Origin of the sequence: Actinoplanes sp. SE50/110 (assembly GCF_900119315.1) — a bacterium.
Taxonomy (GTDB): domain Bacteria; phylum Actinomycetota; class Actinomycetes; order Mycobacteriales; family Micromonosporaceae; genus Actinoplanes.
Genome location: NZ_LT827010.1, coordinates 1,825,838 through 1,839,438, shown reverse-complemented (window position 1 = coordinate 1,839,438; position 13,601 = coordinate 1,825,838). Strand labels below are relative to the sequence as shown.

Sequence of the window (13,601 nt, the reverse complement as noted above, 5' to 3'; positions counted from 1 at the left end):
GGCAGCCACCCGCCACCGCTCAGCCGCCGAATCCCTCCGCTCAGCCGCCGAATCCCTCCGACTCGCAGCGACCAGGGCCTTCGACGAACGCGGATGGTCAATACGAACGCGCAGGGTCAATGCAAACGGCCCAGGGTCGAGGCGAACAGCGCAGATCAAGTCGAACGGTGCAGATCAAGGCGAACGGCGCGGGTCAAGCCGCCAACGGGGGCTGATAGGAGAAGCCCAGGGAGGACTCGGCCACCGTCACGAACTGCTCGGCCGCACGCAGCAGGTCATCCGCCTCCCGGGCACTCACCACCTGGGGAATGCCCGCCTCGGCCGCCGCGCGTTTGCTGGCGCCTAGGGCGAAATAGCCCGCCCACTCGCCGAACTCCGGCGCGACCATCACCAGCAGTGACCAGACGCTCGTCGCCTTGGTGCGCCGTCCGGGCGCGCCCGGACGAGCCCGAGCCGCGAGCAGGGCCGCGGCCGCGCGCAGGGCGGCCAGATGAGCCGCCGCGTATCGCAGACCGTCGGGAGCCGTATGCGCCGCCTCGGCCAGCCCCTGCCGCGCGATCGCCAGCAGCTGAGCAGGGGTCCGCTGCGGCAACATATGCGCCGGAACAGTCGGCATCTCGGCCCGCGCACTCCCCACGCCCACCGGACCGGGCACCACAAGAGCGGACCCGAGGCCCCGCCCGGAAGCCGCCGAAACAGGAGATGCCGGGCCAGAAACCGCCGAGGCAGAAACCGCCTGAGTAGAAGATGCCGGGATGGAAGCCGCCGAAGCAGCCGCCACCAGAGCAGAGGCCGGGGCGGAAGCCGCCAGGGCAGAGGCCGGGGCGGAAGCCGCCAGGGCAGAGGCCGGGGCGGAAGCCGCCAGGGCAGAGGCCGCCGAAGCGGAGAGGGCCCGATCAGAGGCCGCCAAAGCAGAAGAGGCCCGATCAGAGGCCGCCAGAGCAGAAGAGGGCCGATCAGAGGCCGCCGGGACGGAAGGTGGGCGGCTGGGGGCCGCCGGGGCGGGAGGTGCCGCCCTGCCGGGATCCGGGCCGGAAACCGCTGTCAGACCCGGGACCGGCATCAGGCCGTGGGCCGTGCTGCTCGCCATGGTCGTTCCTCCTCGCCTGTTCCGCATCCGACATGCTGGCCGAACCGGACCGCCGCGGAGGAAGACGCAACGGACCTGGCCGTGACCACCCCCTGCCGGGAGTGGCCCTACGGCCGGGGTGCCGGGGCCCCACGGGCAGTAGGAGCCCCGGCTGCGGACCGGCCGGATGTGAAGCTTCCCCACACCACACCCGGCCGGTCACCGCCGGCGGGTCCGCCGCCCACCACCGGGGGTCGGGGGCAGTGAACGGCGGCCTGCCTTGTCGCGAGGCCCGAACCCGCGAATGCCCGGACCACGCATGCGGCACTTCGCGGGTGCCGCGCCCGGAAGTCACGCCGCGAAACGCACTCCCAGGGTCAGATCGAACGCTCTTTCGAACATCCGTTCTAACTACATCAGAGACTAACACCCGCCTACGACAAAACCGCAACCTTCAGAGCGCCACGCCACCCACTTTTTCGAACAGATGATCGACACCGAACCGGCCGAGCGGAGACGCGATCCACCGGAAACGGCAGCCGGCAATCGACGGCAAACACCGAGGCCGCAAGCAACTGGATGCGGGCGCGGGCGGGCGAGCGCGGGCGGCAGCGGGCGCGCGCGGCAGCGGGCGCGCGCGGCAGCAGGCGCGGGCGGGCGAGCGCGGGCGGCAGCAGGCGCGGGCGGGCGAGCGCGGGCGGCAGCAGGCGCGGGCGGGCGGGCGCGGGCGGGCGGGCGCGGGCGGGCGGGCGCGGGCAGGCGGGCGCGGGCAGGCGGGCGCGGGCGGCTGGAAAGAAGCGGAACGATCAGACCGAGGCCGCCCGCACGACACTCTCCCCCGCCGGAGTGCGGGTGTAGAGCACGCTCCGCCCCGCCCGCCGCCGCATCACCAGCCCCGCCTCCAGCAGCACCCTCAGATGCCGCCCCACCGACCCCAGCCCCAGCCCGGTGATCGCCACCAGCTGGCTGGTGCTCTTCGGCTGCGCCAGCGCCACCAGCACCCCGGCCCGCCCGGCCCCGAGCAGCCGTTCCAGCGCCCCCGGCGCCGCCCGTCCCGGCTCGGCCAGCACGCCCGACGCCCGATAGATCAGCGCGTACCGGGTCGGATCCGGATTCTCCCAGGCCGCCCATCCGCGGCCCAGCGTGGTCGGCACGAAGAGCAGCTGCGCCCCGGAGATGTCGCGGGGCGGATAGTCGTACGCGTTGATCTGCAGCCGCCCGCCGCCCAGCCACCGCATCCCGTCGCGCATCCCGTTCAGCGCGGCCTGCCAGCCGCCCTGGGTGAGCTGCCGGGTCCGGGCCAGCACGTCGGCTTCCAGGATCCGCCGGCGACGGGGCCAGTCCGGCGCGATCGCCGTCTGCCAGAGCCAGGTCAGCAGCCCGGCCATCCGCTCGCCGAGGTCGTCCCGGTCAAGCTCAGCCGGCAAGCCGGCCAGGCTGCGCGTACCGGAATCCTCCCGGTCAAGCCCGGCCGAGGCACGCACCCCCGGATCCTCCCGGCCAAGCCCAACCGGCAGCCCACCGGCCAATCCCTCCGCGATGTGCTGCCGGGCCGCCGCCGGCACGGTGGCCCGGATCACCGCCACCTCCGCCGCGAACGACCGCTCCGCGATCTCGGGCGGCGGCGCCATGAAGTCGGCGATCCAGTGCGGCCGCAGCGCCGCGTCCACCAGCCGCGCGGTGATCGGGTCGGCGGCCAGCCGGGCCCGGTAGGCGGGCCGGTGGGCGCGCAGCCAGGGCCGGTCGGCCGGGTGCTCCGCGCTGTCCCAGCGCAGCCGCATCAGCCCGGCGGTCGTCTCGGCCAGCGGCGACAGCACGAACCGGCTGCCGGCCAGGGTGTCGGCGTCGATCTGCCACCAGCCCACCCGGGTCCACCTTTCGCCGCTGTGCGAAACATTAACGGCCGGGCGGGACCGGCCCGAAGACTGACGAACCATGCGCACCTATCGCCAGTTGTTCCGCGTGCCCGGTTTCGCCCCGCTGTTCGTCACCTCGTGTCTGCAGAACGCCGCGGTCACGGTGGCCGGGCTGGCCCTGGCCACCGGGGTCTGGGACCGCACCGGTTCGCCGCTGCTCGCGGCGCTGAGCATGTTCGGTCCGTCGCTGGCGCAACTGGCCGGCGCGACGCTGCTGATGTCGGCCGCCGACCGGTGGCCGCCGCGGGCCGCGCTGACCGGGGTGGCCGCGCTGACCGGTCTGCTGACCGCGGTGTTGAGCGTGCCGGACCTGCCGGTGCCGGCGCTGTTCGGGGTGCTGCTCGCGACGGGCCTGGTCGCCTCGGTGGGCGGCGGGGTCCGCAACGGCCTGCTCAACGATCTGCTGCCGGCGGGCGGATACCTGCTGGGCCGGTCGATGCTGAACGTCTCGGTCGGGGTGACGCAGATCGCCGGATTCGCGGCCGGCGGCGCGCTGGTGGCCGTGCTGTCGCCGGACCGGACCCTGCTGGCGGCGGCGGCCCTGCACCTGGTGGCGGCCGGGCTGGCCCGGGTGGGTCTGGCCCGCCGCGCTGCGCGCGACCCGGGCCGGTTGTCGGTCGCGGCGACGATGCGGGTCAACGCGCGGTTGTGGGCGATTTCCGGCGTACGTCCGATCTTTTTGGGCCTGTGGGTCCCGAACGGCCTGATCGTCGGCTGCGAGGCGATGTTCGTGCCGTATGCGCCGGCCGGGGCCGGGCTGCTGCTGGCGGCCTCGGCGCTGGGCATGCTGGCCGGCGACGTGCTGGCCGGTCGCCTGCTGCCGCCGGTGTGGCGGCGTCGCCTCGCGCCGTTTCTGCGACTGCTGCTGGCCGTGCCGTACCTGCCGTTCCTGCTGCATCCGGCGCTGCCGGTCGCGGTGGTGCTGGCCGCGGTGGCGGCGGTCGGCTACTGCTCGACGCTGCTGTTGCAGGAGCGTCTGGTCGAGCTGACCCCGGCCGAGCACCGGGGTCAGGCACTCGGCCTGCACGCCTCGGGGATGCTCACCATGCAGGCGGTCGGCGCCGCGCTGGCCGGCACGCTGGCCGAGCTGAGCTCACCGGCCGTCGCGATCAGCGGGATGGCCGGCGCCTCGGTCGCGGTCACCCTGGCGCTGGCCGGCCCGTTGCGCGCGACGGCCGGCCGGGAACCGACGCCCGCGACGGCAGAACCCACGGCGGCGGCAGAACCCACGGCGGCGGCGTAACCCACGGCGGCGGACCGGCGGAGGTCTGCGGCGTGGCGGGTGGGCTCACGGCGTACCCGCTGATCGTCTCTCAGCCGACATGGACCCGCGGCCGCTTGTCGGGAGACGCCTCGGTCTGGCGCAGGATCTCCCGCACCACCGGCGCGGTGTCGCCGCGCCCGAACAGCAGATAGCGGAACAGGTGGCCGAGCGGGCTGCCCTCGGCCCACTCGAAGTAGCAGTGCGGCCGCACCCCGGTCGCGTCGCGGAGCGCGAGCAGCACCGCCGCGATCGCGTTGGGCACGGCCGGGCTCTGCACCCGCAGGATCCGGTGCGACCCGACCTCGATCCCGTGCACCGCCAGGACCTCGCTGAACTCGGACGGGTCGACCACGTCGACCTCCAGGAAGAGGATGTCGGCCCGGCCGGGCACCGGGTTCATCCCGCGCTGCTCGCCCTCTTTCACCGCGTACTCCGCCTCGTCGCCGTCCTGACGCTGGTTGGCCACGATGTTCAGCTCGCCGTCGTGCCTGATCGAGTCGGCGATGAAGCGCCGGGCCGGCTCGTCGAATTCGATCCGCTCGGCGCGCAGCTCGGTGGTCCGGGTGACCCGGGAGATCAGCGAGACCAGGATGATCCCGGCGATGAAGACCGCGGAGATCGCGATGCCGTCCGGTTTCTCGATGATGTTGTCGGCCAGCGCGTAGAGCAGCACCAGGGTGAGCACGCCGAAGCCGATGGTGGCGCCGCGGTGCCGGGCGCGGAAGGCCGAGATGGTCACCGCGACCGCGCCGGAGACCATCATCGCCAGGATGCCGGTCGCGTACGCCCCGGCCTGCGCGTTGACGTCGGCGCCGAAGGCGATCGTGATGCCGATGCTGATCACCGTGTAGACCAGGACCACCGGCCGGACCGCGCGGCCCCACTCCGGCGCCATGCCGTAGCCGGGCAGGTAGCGCGGCACGATGTTGATCAGGCCGGCCATCGCCGAGGCGCCGGCGAACCAGAGGATCAGGATGCTGCTGATGTCGTAGACGGTGCCGAAGACCTCGCCGAGTTTCAGATGCGCGAGATACGCCAGGGCCCGGCCGTTGGCCTGGCCGCCGGCCTCGAACTCCTTCTGCGGGATCAGCACCGTGGTGACGAAGCTGGTCGCGATCAGGTAGACGCTCATGATCGCGGCGGCGGTGGTGAGCAGCTTGCGGGTGTTGCGGACCCGCGCCTCCCCGTCCGCCGCCTTGATCAGCGGCATCATGCTGACCCCGGTCTCGAAGCCGGAGAGCCCGAGCACCAGCGCCGGAAAGGCGAGGACCGCCGGGCCGAGGACGTCGAAGAAGCCGCTGCCGTGCTCGGTCAGCCGGTCGGTCCACGCGGACAGCGCGCCCGGGGTGCCGAACACGTCGGCCAGGCCGACCGCCGTGATCACCGCGTTGAGCAGCAGGAAGATCGCGACCAGCGGGATCGCGACGCCGACCGCCTCGCTGAAGCCGAGCAGGAAGACGAAACCGAGGATCAGCAGCAGCACCACGGTGATCAGCACCTGGTGGCCGTGCAGGGCGGACGGGAGATTGGGGTTCTCCGACATGTGCACGGTGGCGTCGGCCGCGGACAGCGTGATCGTGATGATCCACGACGTGCAGACGAAGCCGAGCAGCACCAGCACGAAGATCTTGCCGCGCCAGAACGGCAGCAGGTGCTCCAACATCGCCACCGAGCCCTGCCCGTGCGGGCTCTCCCGGGCGACCCGCCGATACATCGGCAGCATGCCGAGCAGGGTCAGCGCCACGATCAACAGGGTGGCCAACGGGGACAGCGCGCCGGCCGCCAGCGCCGCGATCGCCGGCAGGTAGGACAGCGTGGAGAAGTAGTCCACACCGGTCAGGCACATCACCTTCCACCAGGCCTGCTCGTGGGCCGGATTCTCCGACTCCGGGCCGACCGGCTGCACCCGGTGGGCCAGCAGCCATTTCGACAGGGGCCGCTGGGACATCCGCTCGCGAACCGGCGCCACCACCGCCGGAACGTTGATCTCGGTGCTCATGCCACCCTCTTCCTCGTCACGTGCAGATGTCAGGATGCACTAGGGATACGACAGTCCGCGTCCAGGAGGCGTCATGACACAGACCATCGTGATCACCGGGGCCAGCTCCGGGGTCGGGCTGGCCGCCGCCGAGCAGCTCGCCGCCCGCGGTGACGAGGTGGTGCTGGTCGGCCGCGACCCGGGCCGGCTCGACGCGGCCGTGCAGCGGGTCCGGGAGGCCGGCGGCGGCCGCGCGCCCCGGCACTTCCGGGCCGACTTCGAACGGCTCGACGACGTGCGGGAGCTCGCCGCCGGGCTGCTGGCCGAGCTGCCCCGGATCGACGTGCTGGCCAACAACGCCGGCGGGATCATCAAGCGGCCCCGGCAGACGGTGGACGGCCACGAGGCCACCATCCAGGGCAACCACCTGGCCCCGTTCCTGCTCACCCACCTGCTGCGGGAGCGGCTGACCGGGGGCCGGGTGGTGAACACCGCCTCGGCGGCACACGTGCAGGGCCGGCCCGGCACCCGGTTCACCGACGACCCGAAGTCGTACAGTCCGTGGCGCTCCTACGGGGCGAGCAAGGCGGCCAACATCCTGTTCGCCGCCGAGGCCGCCCGCCGCTGGCCGGACGTGTGCAGCGTCTCGTTCCACCCCGGTGTGGTGCGCACCAACTTCGGGGAGGGCCGGCTGATCCGGCTGTTCTACCGGTACGCGCCCGGCCTGGTCACCCCGGAGGCCGCCGGCGAGCTGCTGACCTGGCTGTGCACCACCCCGGCCGGGGAGCTGGAGAACGGCGCCTACTACGTCAAGCGTCAGGTGACCCGGCCGGCCGCGCACGCCCGCGACCCGCGGCTGGCCGCCGAGTTGTGGGACGCCAGCCTGACCGCGACCGGCCTCGCCGGATGACGCACGTCGCCCTGCACGTCTGGCGGGTGCCGCGCAGCGCCGTCGGCTCGGCCATGCTGCGCATGGCCTTCGCGCGGCGCCATCTGGCCGGTCTGCGGTTCGGCAAGTTCCTCGGCACCGGCACCGGCACCGGCTTCGGTCCCGGCGACACCGATCTCACCCGGTGGGCGGCGATCACGGTCAGTGATGCGCCGGTACGTTTCCCCGTCTGGGAGCGGATCGCCGTCAACGGCGCCCGGATCGATCTGGAGCCACTGATCAGCCGGGGCACCTGGGCCGGCCGTACCCCGTTCGAGCCCACCGGCCGCCGCCCGGACGGTCCGGTGCTCGCGCTCACCCGGGCCCGGCTGCGGCCGGCTCGCGCGCTGACCTTCTGGCGGGCGGTCCCGGCGGTGGTGCGCGAGGTGCACCGGGCGCCCGGGCTGCTCGCCCGGTTCGGCGTCGGCGAGGCGCCGATCGGCTGGCAGGGCACCGTCACCGTGTGGCGGGACGCGGCGGATCTCGTCGCGTTCGCGTACCGTCAGCCGGAGCATCGCGCGGCGATCGCCCGGACCCCGGCCGACCGCTGGTACGCCGAGGAGTTGTTCGCCCGGTTCGCGGTGCTCGGGATCAGCGGTGACCGGTCCGTGCTGGGCTGGACCGCCGACGAAGGGGAACGGGCGGAAGCATGAGGCTTGTGGCGTGGCAGCCGGACGACCTGCTGCGGCGGCTCGACGACGTGGTCGGGGTCTACGGCGAGGCGATGGGCTACCGCCAGGAGCTGCTGCAGACCCGCCGGGGATACATCGGGTCGCACGTGCGCCGGCCCGGGTTCCGGGCGGTGGCCACGCTGACCACCGAGGGCCGGCTGATGGGCTTCGGATACGGCTACACCTCCGCCGCCGGCCAGTGGTGGCACGACCAGGTCCGGTTCGCTCTCGGCGAGGACGACCGCCGGCAGTGGCTGACCGACTGCTTCGAGGTGGTCGAGCTGCACGTGCGCCCGGCCGCGCAGGGCCACGGGGTGGGCGCCCGGCAGCTGCGCGCGCTGCTGGCCATGGCCAAAGGCCGCACCGTGCTGCTGTCCACTCCGGAGGCCGACGAGCAGGCGTCCCGCGCCTGGCGGCTGTACCGGCGGTACGGCTTCGCCGACGTGCTGCGGCACTTCTACTTCCCGGGTGACGAGCGGGCCTTCGCGGTCCTCGGCCGCGAGCTGCCGCTGGCCGAGCGTCCGCTCGAGGACGCACCGGGCATCGCCGGCGCCTGACCGGTGTCTCCCCGTCATCTGCCCTGGGGCCTGCTCGGGGCGCTCGTGCTCGCCCAGATCTGCTATCCGCTCACCGAGGGTGACACCCGGGCCGGGCTGACCGTGCTCACCGTGCTGCTCGGCGTCGCGTTCTCGCTGAGCCACGCGCTGCTCACCCGGGGCCCCCGGGCGCTCACGGCGCTGCTGTCGACCGCCACCCTGGGCGGGTTCGCGGTGGAGGCGATCGGGGTGGCCACCGGTTTCCCGTTCGGTTCCTACGAGTACTCCGGGCGTCTCGGTCCGCGCCTGCTCGGCGTACCGCTGATCATCCCGCTGGCCTGGACCTGGATGGCCTGGCCGGCCTGGCTCGCCGCGCTGCGGGTGACCCGGCGGCGGCTCCCCCGGATCCTGGTCGCCGGGGCCGGCCTGGCCGCCTGGGACGTCTTCCTCGACCCGCAGATGGTCGCCGAGGACTACTGGCGGTGGCGGCACCCGGTGCCCGCGCTGCCCGGCGTGCCCGGTGTGCCGCTCGGCAACTACCTGGGCTGGCTCGGCTTCGCGCTGCTGCTGATGACCGCGCTGGCCGCCGTCGCCGGCCGGGCCGCCGACCGGCCGCTGTCCGCCGACCGGCCGGCGCTCGCCCTGTGGATCTGGACGTACGCCTCGTCGGTGCTCGCCCACGCCGTCTTCCTGTCGCTGCCGGCGTCCGCGGCGTGGGGCGCGCTGATCATGGGCGCCGCGGTCCTCCCGCTGCTCGCCCGGCTGCGCGCACCCGCATGATCGTCGCCTGGCTGATCCTGCCGCCGCTGCTGCTGATCACCGCACACACCGCCGTCAACGCGCTGCTGCTGCGCCGCCCGCGCCGGGCGGCGACCAGCACCGAACGGGTCGCCGTCCTGCTCCCGCTGCGCGACGAGGCCACCCGGGTCACCCCGTGCCTGCGCGCCCTGCTCGCCCAGCGCGGCGTCGCCGATCTCACCGTGCACGTGCTCGACGACGGCTCCACCGACGGCACCGCGGACGTGGTCCGGGCGGTCGCCGGCGACCGGGTCCGGCTGCACACCGGCACTCCGCCGCCGCCCGGCTGGCTCGGCAAACCGGCCGCCTGCCAACGGCTCGCCGACCTGGCCGGGGACGTGGACGTGCTGGTCTTCGTCGACGCCGACGTGGTGCTCGCGCCGGACGCGGTGGCCGGGGCCGTCGATCTGCTGCGCCGGGCCGGAGCGGACCTGCTCAGCCCGTACCCGAAGATCGTCGGTGCCGGCCGGCTGGTCCAGCCGCTGCTGCAGTGGTCCTGGCTGAGTTTCCTGCCACTGCGCGCGATGGAACGCTCGGCGCGGCCGTCGCTGGCCGCCGCCGGTGGCCAGTGGCTGGTGCTGGACCGGGCCGGTTACCGGCGAGCCGGTGGCCACGCCGCGGTGCGCGGCGAGATCCTGGAGGACATCGCGCTGGCCCGCGCGGTCAAACGGGCCGGCGGGCGGATCGCCCTGGCCGACGGTTCCGGCCTGGCCACCTGCCGGATGTACGAGTCCTGGGACGAGCTCGCCGACGGATACGCCAAATCGCTGTGGGCGTCATTGGGGTCCGCGGCCGGCGCGACCGCCGTCACGCTCCTGCTGATTCTGCTGTACGTGGTGCCACCCCTGCTGGCGCCCTTCGCCCCGCTTCCGGCGGTGCTCGGCTACCTGCTCGGCGTGACCGGCCGGATGATCGCCGCCAGGGCCACCGGCGGCCGCGTCCTGCCCGGCACGCTGGCCCATCCGGTCTCCATCGTCCTGTTCGGCTACCTGATCGCCCGCTCCTTCCGGCTGCGCCGGGCCGGCCGCCTGGCCTGGCGCGGCCGCCCGGTGCCCTGAGCCGGCTGCCCGCCCTGACACCCGGACCGCCGGTGCGGGCCCGGCCGGGCGGGGACGAGGGGGATCACGGATCATCGGGGGATGAGCGACATCGTGGTGGTCGGGGCTGGGGTCGGCGGGCTGGCCGCGGCGATCCGGCTGGCCGAGGCGGGGCATCGGGTCAGCATCCATGAGCGGTCCGGCGTGGTCGGCGGCAAGCTGGCGGCATACGAGAGGGACGGCTACCGGTTCGACACCGGCCCCAGCCTGCTCACCCTGCCGGACGTGTTCACCGGCCTCGGTCTGGACCTGCGCCCGGAGCCGCTGGACCCGGTGGTGCGGCACTTCTTCCCGGACGGCACGGTGCTGGACTCGTCGTCGGACCACGAGACCTTCCTGGCCCGGATCACCGACGCGCTGGGCGGTGCCGCGGCGCGCGACTGGGACCGGTTCTGGCGCCGTGCCGAGCGGATCTGGCACGCCTCCTGGGAGTCGGTGCTGCGCCGCCCGGTGACCGCGGCGTCGCTGGCCCGGCTGTCCTGGCGGCTCGGTGACCTGGCCGCGATCGCTCCCGGCCGGTCACTGCGGTCGCTGGGCCGCCGCTATCTGCGCGACCCGCGGCTGCGGATGCTGCTGGACCGCTATGCGACGTATTCGGGCGCGGATCCGCGGCGGGCGCCGGCGGCGCTGGCCGCGATCCCCTACGCCGAGCTGGCGTTCGGCGGGTGGTATCTGCCGGGTGGGCTGGTCACCCTCGCGGAGGCGCTGCTCGCCCGATGCGAGAAACTGGGCGTACGGGTGCATCTGCACTCACCGGTCGCCTCGATCGCCACGACCGGCGCCCGGGTGTCCGGGGTCCGGCTGGGGGACGGGACCCGCCTCGCGGCGGACGTCGTCGTCTCCAACGTGGACGCCGTCACGCTCTACCGGGATCTGCTGCCCAGTCCGAAACCGCTGGCCCGCCTCGCCGACCGGAGCCTGGCCGGATTCGTGCTGCTGCTCGCGGTGCGGGGCGAGACTCCGCGGCTGGCGCACCACAACGTGTTCTTCCCGCGGGACTACGACGCCGAGTTCGACGCGGTCTTCGGGGGGCCGGGGCGGCGGGCGCGGCCGGCCGGCGACCCGACCGTCTTCGTCACCCGGGCCGCGGATCCGGCGGTGCGCCCGGCCGGCGACGAGGCGTGGTTCGTGCTGGTCAACGCGGCGCCACACGGCACCTCGTGGTCCACCGTGGACTGGCTGCGGGCGGGGCTGGCCGACGCGTACCGGGATCGGGTCCTCGAGGTCCTGGCGGGGCGCGGTCTCGACGTACGCGATCGGCTGATCTTCGCCGAGACCCGGACCCCGGCGGATCTGGCGGCGTCGGCCGCAGCGCCGGGCGGAGCGATCTACGGCACCGCCGGCGGCCTGGTCCGGCCGGCGAACCGCGCGCCGGTCGACGGGTTGTTCCTGGTCGGCGGCTCGACGCATCCCGGCGGCGGGCTGCCGATGGTCACCCTCTCCGCCGAGATCGTCGCGGGCATGATCGGATCGAACTGACCGGCGCCGCCGGGTGCACTAGTGGGTGTGTGCGGCGAGGAAGGCCTGGGCGATGCCGGCGGCCAGGTCGGCCGGGTTCTTGACGGTGACCGCCTGGCCACCGGTGGCCTTGGCCATGGCCTGCAGGGCGGTGGCGTTCGCGGCCGGGCCGTAACCGACGGCGATCACCGGCACCGGCTTGGCGGGGTCGGCACCGGCGGTCAGCTTCTTCAGGAAGTCCGCGTTGGACATCCGGTACTTCGTGCCGCCGTCCGAGCCGTCGGTGAGGACCACCACCACGGTCGCCGTGTCCGGCTTGGCCCGGCCGCGCATCTCGGCGACGCCGTCCAGCACGCTCTGGTAGAGCGGGGTCCCGGCGTTCGCCACCGGCCGGTACTCGCCGATCTTGGCGGCCAGCAGGTCACGGCGGCTCTTGCCGTCGACGGTGGCGATGACCGGGCCGAACGGCACCTCCTCGGTGTGCGCCGGGCTGTCCGCCGTCGGGGTGCCGAAGAACCACAGGCCGAGGCTGGTGTCGTCACCGAAGAGCTGGGCCGCGCTGGTCCCGGACTCGCGCAGCAGCGCGGCCTTGGTGACGCTGCGGCCGGCCCGGTCGGTGATCTTCTCGTTCATCGAGCCGGACGCGTCGATCAGCAGCAGCACCTGGAAGGCCACCGACTTGTACGCCGACCACTGCCGGGCCGCCCCGGCGAGCACGGCCGGGGCCGGCAGGCGCAGCGCGTTCTTGGTCGCGGTGGCCCGGAATCCGGCCGTCGTCAGCGCGTCCGGGGTGATCGCCTCGCGAAGGCTCTCGACCAGGTCGGCCGGGGCGCCCTTGCGGACCGCGTACGGATAGTCGGCGTCGATCTGGCCGTCGGCGGGCGCCGAGCCGGACAGCCGGACGTCGTGCTGACTCTTCTGATAGGTCAGCAGCTGCTGCTCGGTGGTCGGGAAGACCCCGACCTGGTAGATCGCCGTGGCCGCGTCGGTCTGCTTGCCCATCTGCGCGAACAGTTCCGCCGGGTCGGCGGCCGCGTTCTCCAGCCGGCTGCGCAGGGTGAGCGCCTGCAACTGGGCGATCCCGGCGTCCGGGTTGGCCTTGACCGTGGCCTGGCCCACCGCGTAGACGCTGAGCAGTCCGGTCGTGGTCAGCGTCGGATCGGGCATCCGGACCGCCGGCACCCGTTTCTGGATGGTGCCCTGGACCAGGCCGGACCAGGAGGTGACCCCGTTCGGCGCGAACAGGCTGGCGATCGACTCCGGCCCGGCGATCACCAGCGGCGACCAGGCCAGCGACGCGCCCTGCGTGGTGTAGACGTCGCCGCGGCTTTTGGCCAGGGCCAGCCACACGCTGCTGGACGGCACCCAGACGTCCGGCTTGCCGGTCAGCGCGGCGCCCGGCTCGGCGGCCTGCACCAGCACCTCGGAGCAGCGCTGGCCGGGCTGGCTGAGTGCGGCGGCGGCCTGCTGGATCACCGGGGCGATCTCCGGCGCGGCGGCGACCCGCAGGCGCGGCTGTGGGCAGGGTGGCGCGGTCTGCGCGGTGGGCGTCGGGGCGGGCGCGGTGGGCTGCGCCACCGGCGTAGCGCCGCGGCTGCTCATCAGACGCCAGGCGATGCCGCCGGCGGCCAGCAGGACCAGCACCACCACCGCGGCGGCCAGCAGGGCGCGGCCACGGCCGGGTGGCGGCTCGTGATGCGGCTGGCTCCACTCGCCCTGGTCGGGCGGGCGGGGGTCGTCGGGCCACTCGTTCTCGGGCATGCCACCTCGACATCGCGTGAAATTCGACAACTATCTAAAAGTCGAGACCGATGGTTGCGGATAGTAGTCCCGGATTTTTGTCCCGCAATGGTTCCTAAGGTTCCGCACAACATCTCGGCACATCT

General features: G+C 73.8%; 11 protein-coding genes. 7 read left to right on the top strand and 4 right to left on the bottom strand.

What is annotated here, in order from left to right; translation table 11 throughout:
* Window positions 1-193: 193 nt before the first annotated feature.
* Together ACSP50_RS08270 and ACSP50_RS08260 are read right to left on the bottom strand one after the other, a co-directional pair.
* Window positions 194-595 (bottom strand): SAV_6107 family HEPN domain-containing protein, encoded by a 402-nt coding sequence (locus ACSP50_RS08270; RefSeq protein WP_014688707.1) that lies wholly within the window; start codon window positions 593-595, stop codon window positions 194-196.
* 1,280 nt (window positions 596-1,875) lie between these two features.
* The gene (locus ACSP50_RS08260; protein ID WP_014688705.1) at window positions 1,876-2,934 is read right to left on the bottom strand and encodes a helix-turn-helix transcriptional regulator; all 1,059 of its coding nucleotides are present in this window, start codon (window positions 2,932-2,934) and stop codon (window positions 1,876-1,878) included.
* A 70-nt stretch (window positions 2,935-3,004) separates the two neighbouring features.
* Here ACSP50_RS08260 and ACSP50_RS08255 point away from each other — a divergent pair, with 70 nt between their 5' ends.
* Window positions 3,005-4,228: an MFS transporter gene (locus tag ACSP50_RS08255; protein ID WP_014688704.1), complete on the top strand. Its 1,224-nt coding sequence runs from the start codon at window positions 3,005-3,007 to the stop codon at window positions 4,226-4,228.
* 70 nt (window positions 4,229-4,298) lie between these two features.
* Here the strand turns inward: ACSP50_RS08255 and ACSP50_RS08250 are convergent, their stop codons facing one another.
* Window positions 4,299-6,248, bottom strand: coding sequence for an APC family permease (locus tag ACSP50_RS08250; protein WP_014688703.1), 1,950 nt, complete (start codon window positions 6,246-6,248; stop codon window positions 4,299-4,301).
* A gap of 73 nt (window positions 6,249-6,321) precedes the next feature.
* Here ACSP50_RS08250 and ACSP50_RS08245 point away from each other — a divergent pair, with 73 nt between their 5' ends.
* From ACSP50_RS08245 to ACSP50_RS08220, 6 genes are all read left to right on the top strand, one after another.
* Window positions 6,322-7,137: an SDR family NAD(P)-dependent oxidoreductase gene (locus tag ACSP50_RS08245; RefSeq protein WP_014688702.1), complete on the top strand. Its 816-nt coding sequence runs from the start codon at window positions 6,322-6,324 to the stop codon at window positions 7,135-7,137.
* Window positions 7,134-7,808 carry a monooxygenase gene (locus tag ACSP50_RS08240; RefSeq protein ID WP_014688701.1) on the top strand — a complete coding sequence of 225 codons (675 nt, stop codon included), beginning with the start codon at window positions 7,134-7,136 and terminating at the stop codon, window positions 7,806-7,808. The genes ACSP50_RS08245 and ACSP50_RS08240 overlap by 4 nt, the downstream gene beginning before the upstream one ends.
* On the top strand, window positions 7,805-8,383 hold the full coding sequence (locus ACSP50_RS08235) for a GNAT family N-acetyltransferase (protein ID WP_014688700.1): 579 nt from the start codon (window positions 7,805-7,807) through the stop codon (window positions 8,381-8,383). Before ACSP50_RS08240 ends, ACSP50_RS08235 begins: the two co-directional genes overlap by 4 nt.
* Window positions 8,384-8,386: 3 nt before the next feature.
* Window positions 8,387-9,142: a carotenoid biosynthesis protein gene (locus ACSP50_RS08230; protein WP_014688699.1), complete on the top strand. Its 756-nt coding sequence runs from the start codon at window positions 8,387-8,389 to the stop codon at window positions 9,140-9,142.
* A complete protein-coding gene (locus ACSP50_RS08225) occupies window positions 9,139-10,218 on the top strand; it encodes a glycosyltransferase family 2 protein (RefSeq protein ID WP_014688698.1) in 1,080 nt (359 codons plus the stop codon). Before ACSP50_RS08230 ends, ACSP50_RS08225 begins: the two co-directional genes overlap by 4 nt.
* An 81-nt stretch (window positions 10,219-10,299) precedes the next feature.
* The gene (locus ACSP50_RS08220) at window positions 10,300-11,736 is read left to right on the top strand and encodes an NAD(P)/FAD-dependent oxidoreductase (protein WP_014688697.1); all 1,437 of its coding nucleotides are present in this window, start codon (window positions 10,300-10,302) and stop codon (window positions 11,734-11,736) included.
* Between the two features lie 18 nt (window positions 11,737-11,754).
* On the opposite strand, the gene ACSP50_RS08215 is transcribed toward ACSP50_RS08220, so the two are convergent.
* Window positions 11,755-13,476, bottom strand: coding sequence for a substrate-binding domain-containing protein (locus ACSP50_RS08215; RefSeq protein ID WP_014688696.1), 1,722 nt, complete (start codon window positions 13,474-13,476; stop codon window positions 11,755-11,757).
* Between the last annotated feature and the right edge of the window lie 125 nt (window positions 13,477-13,601).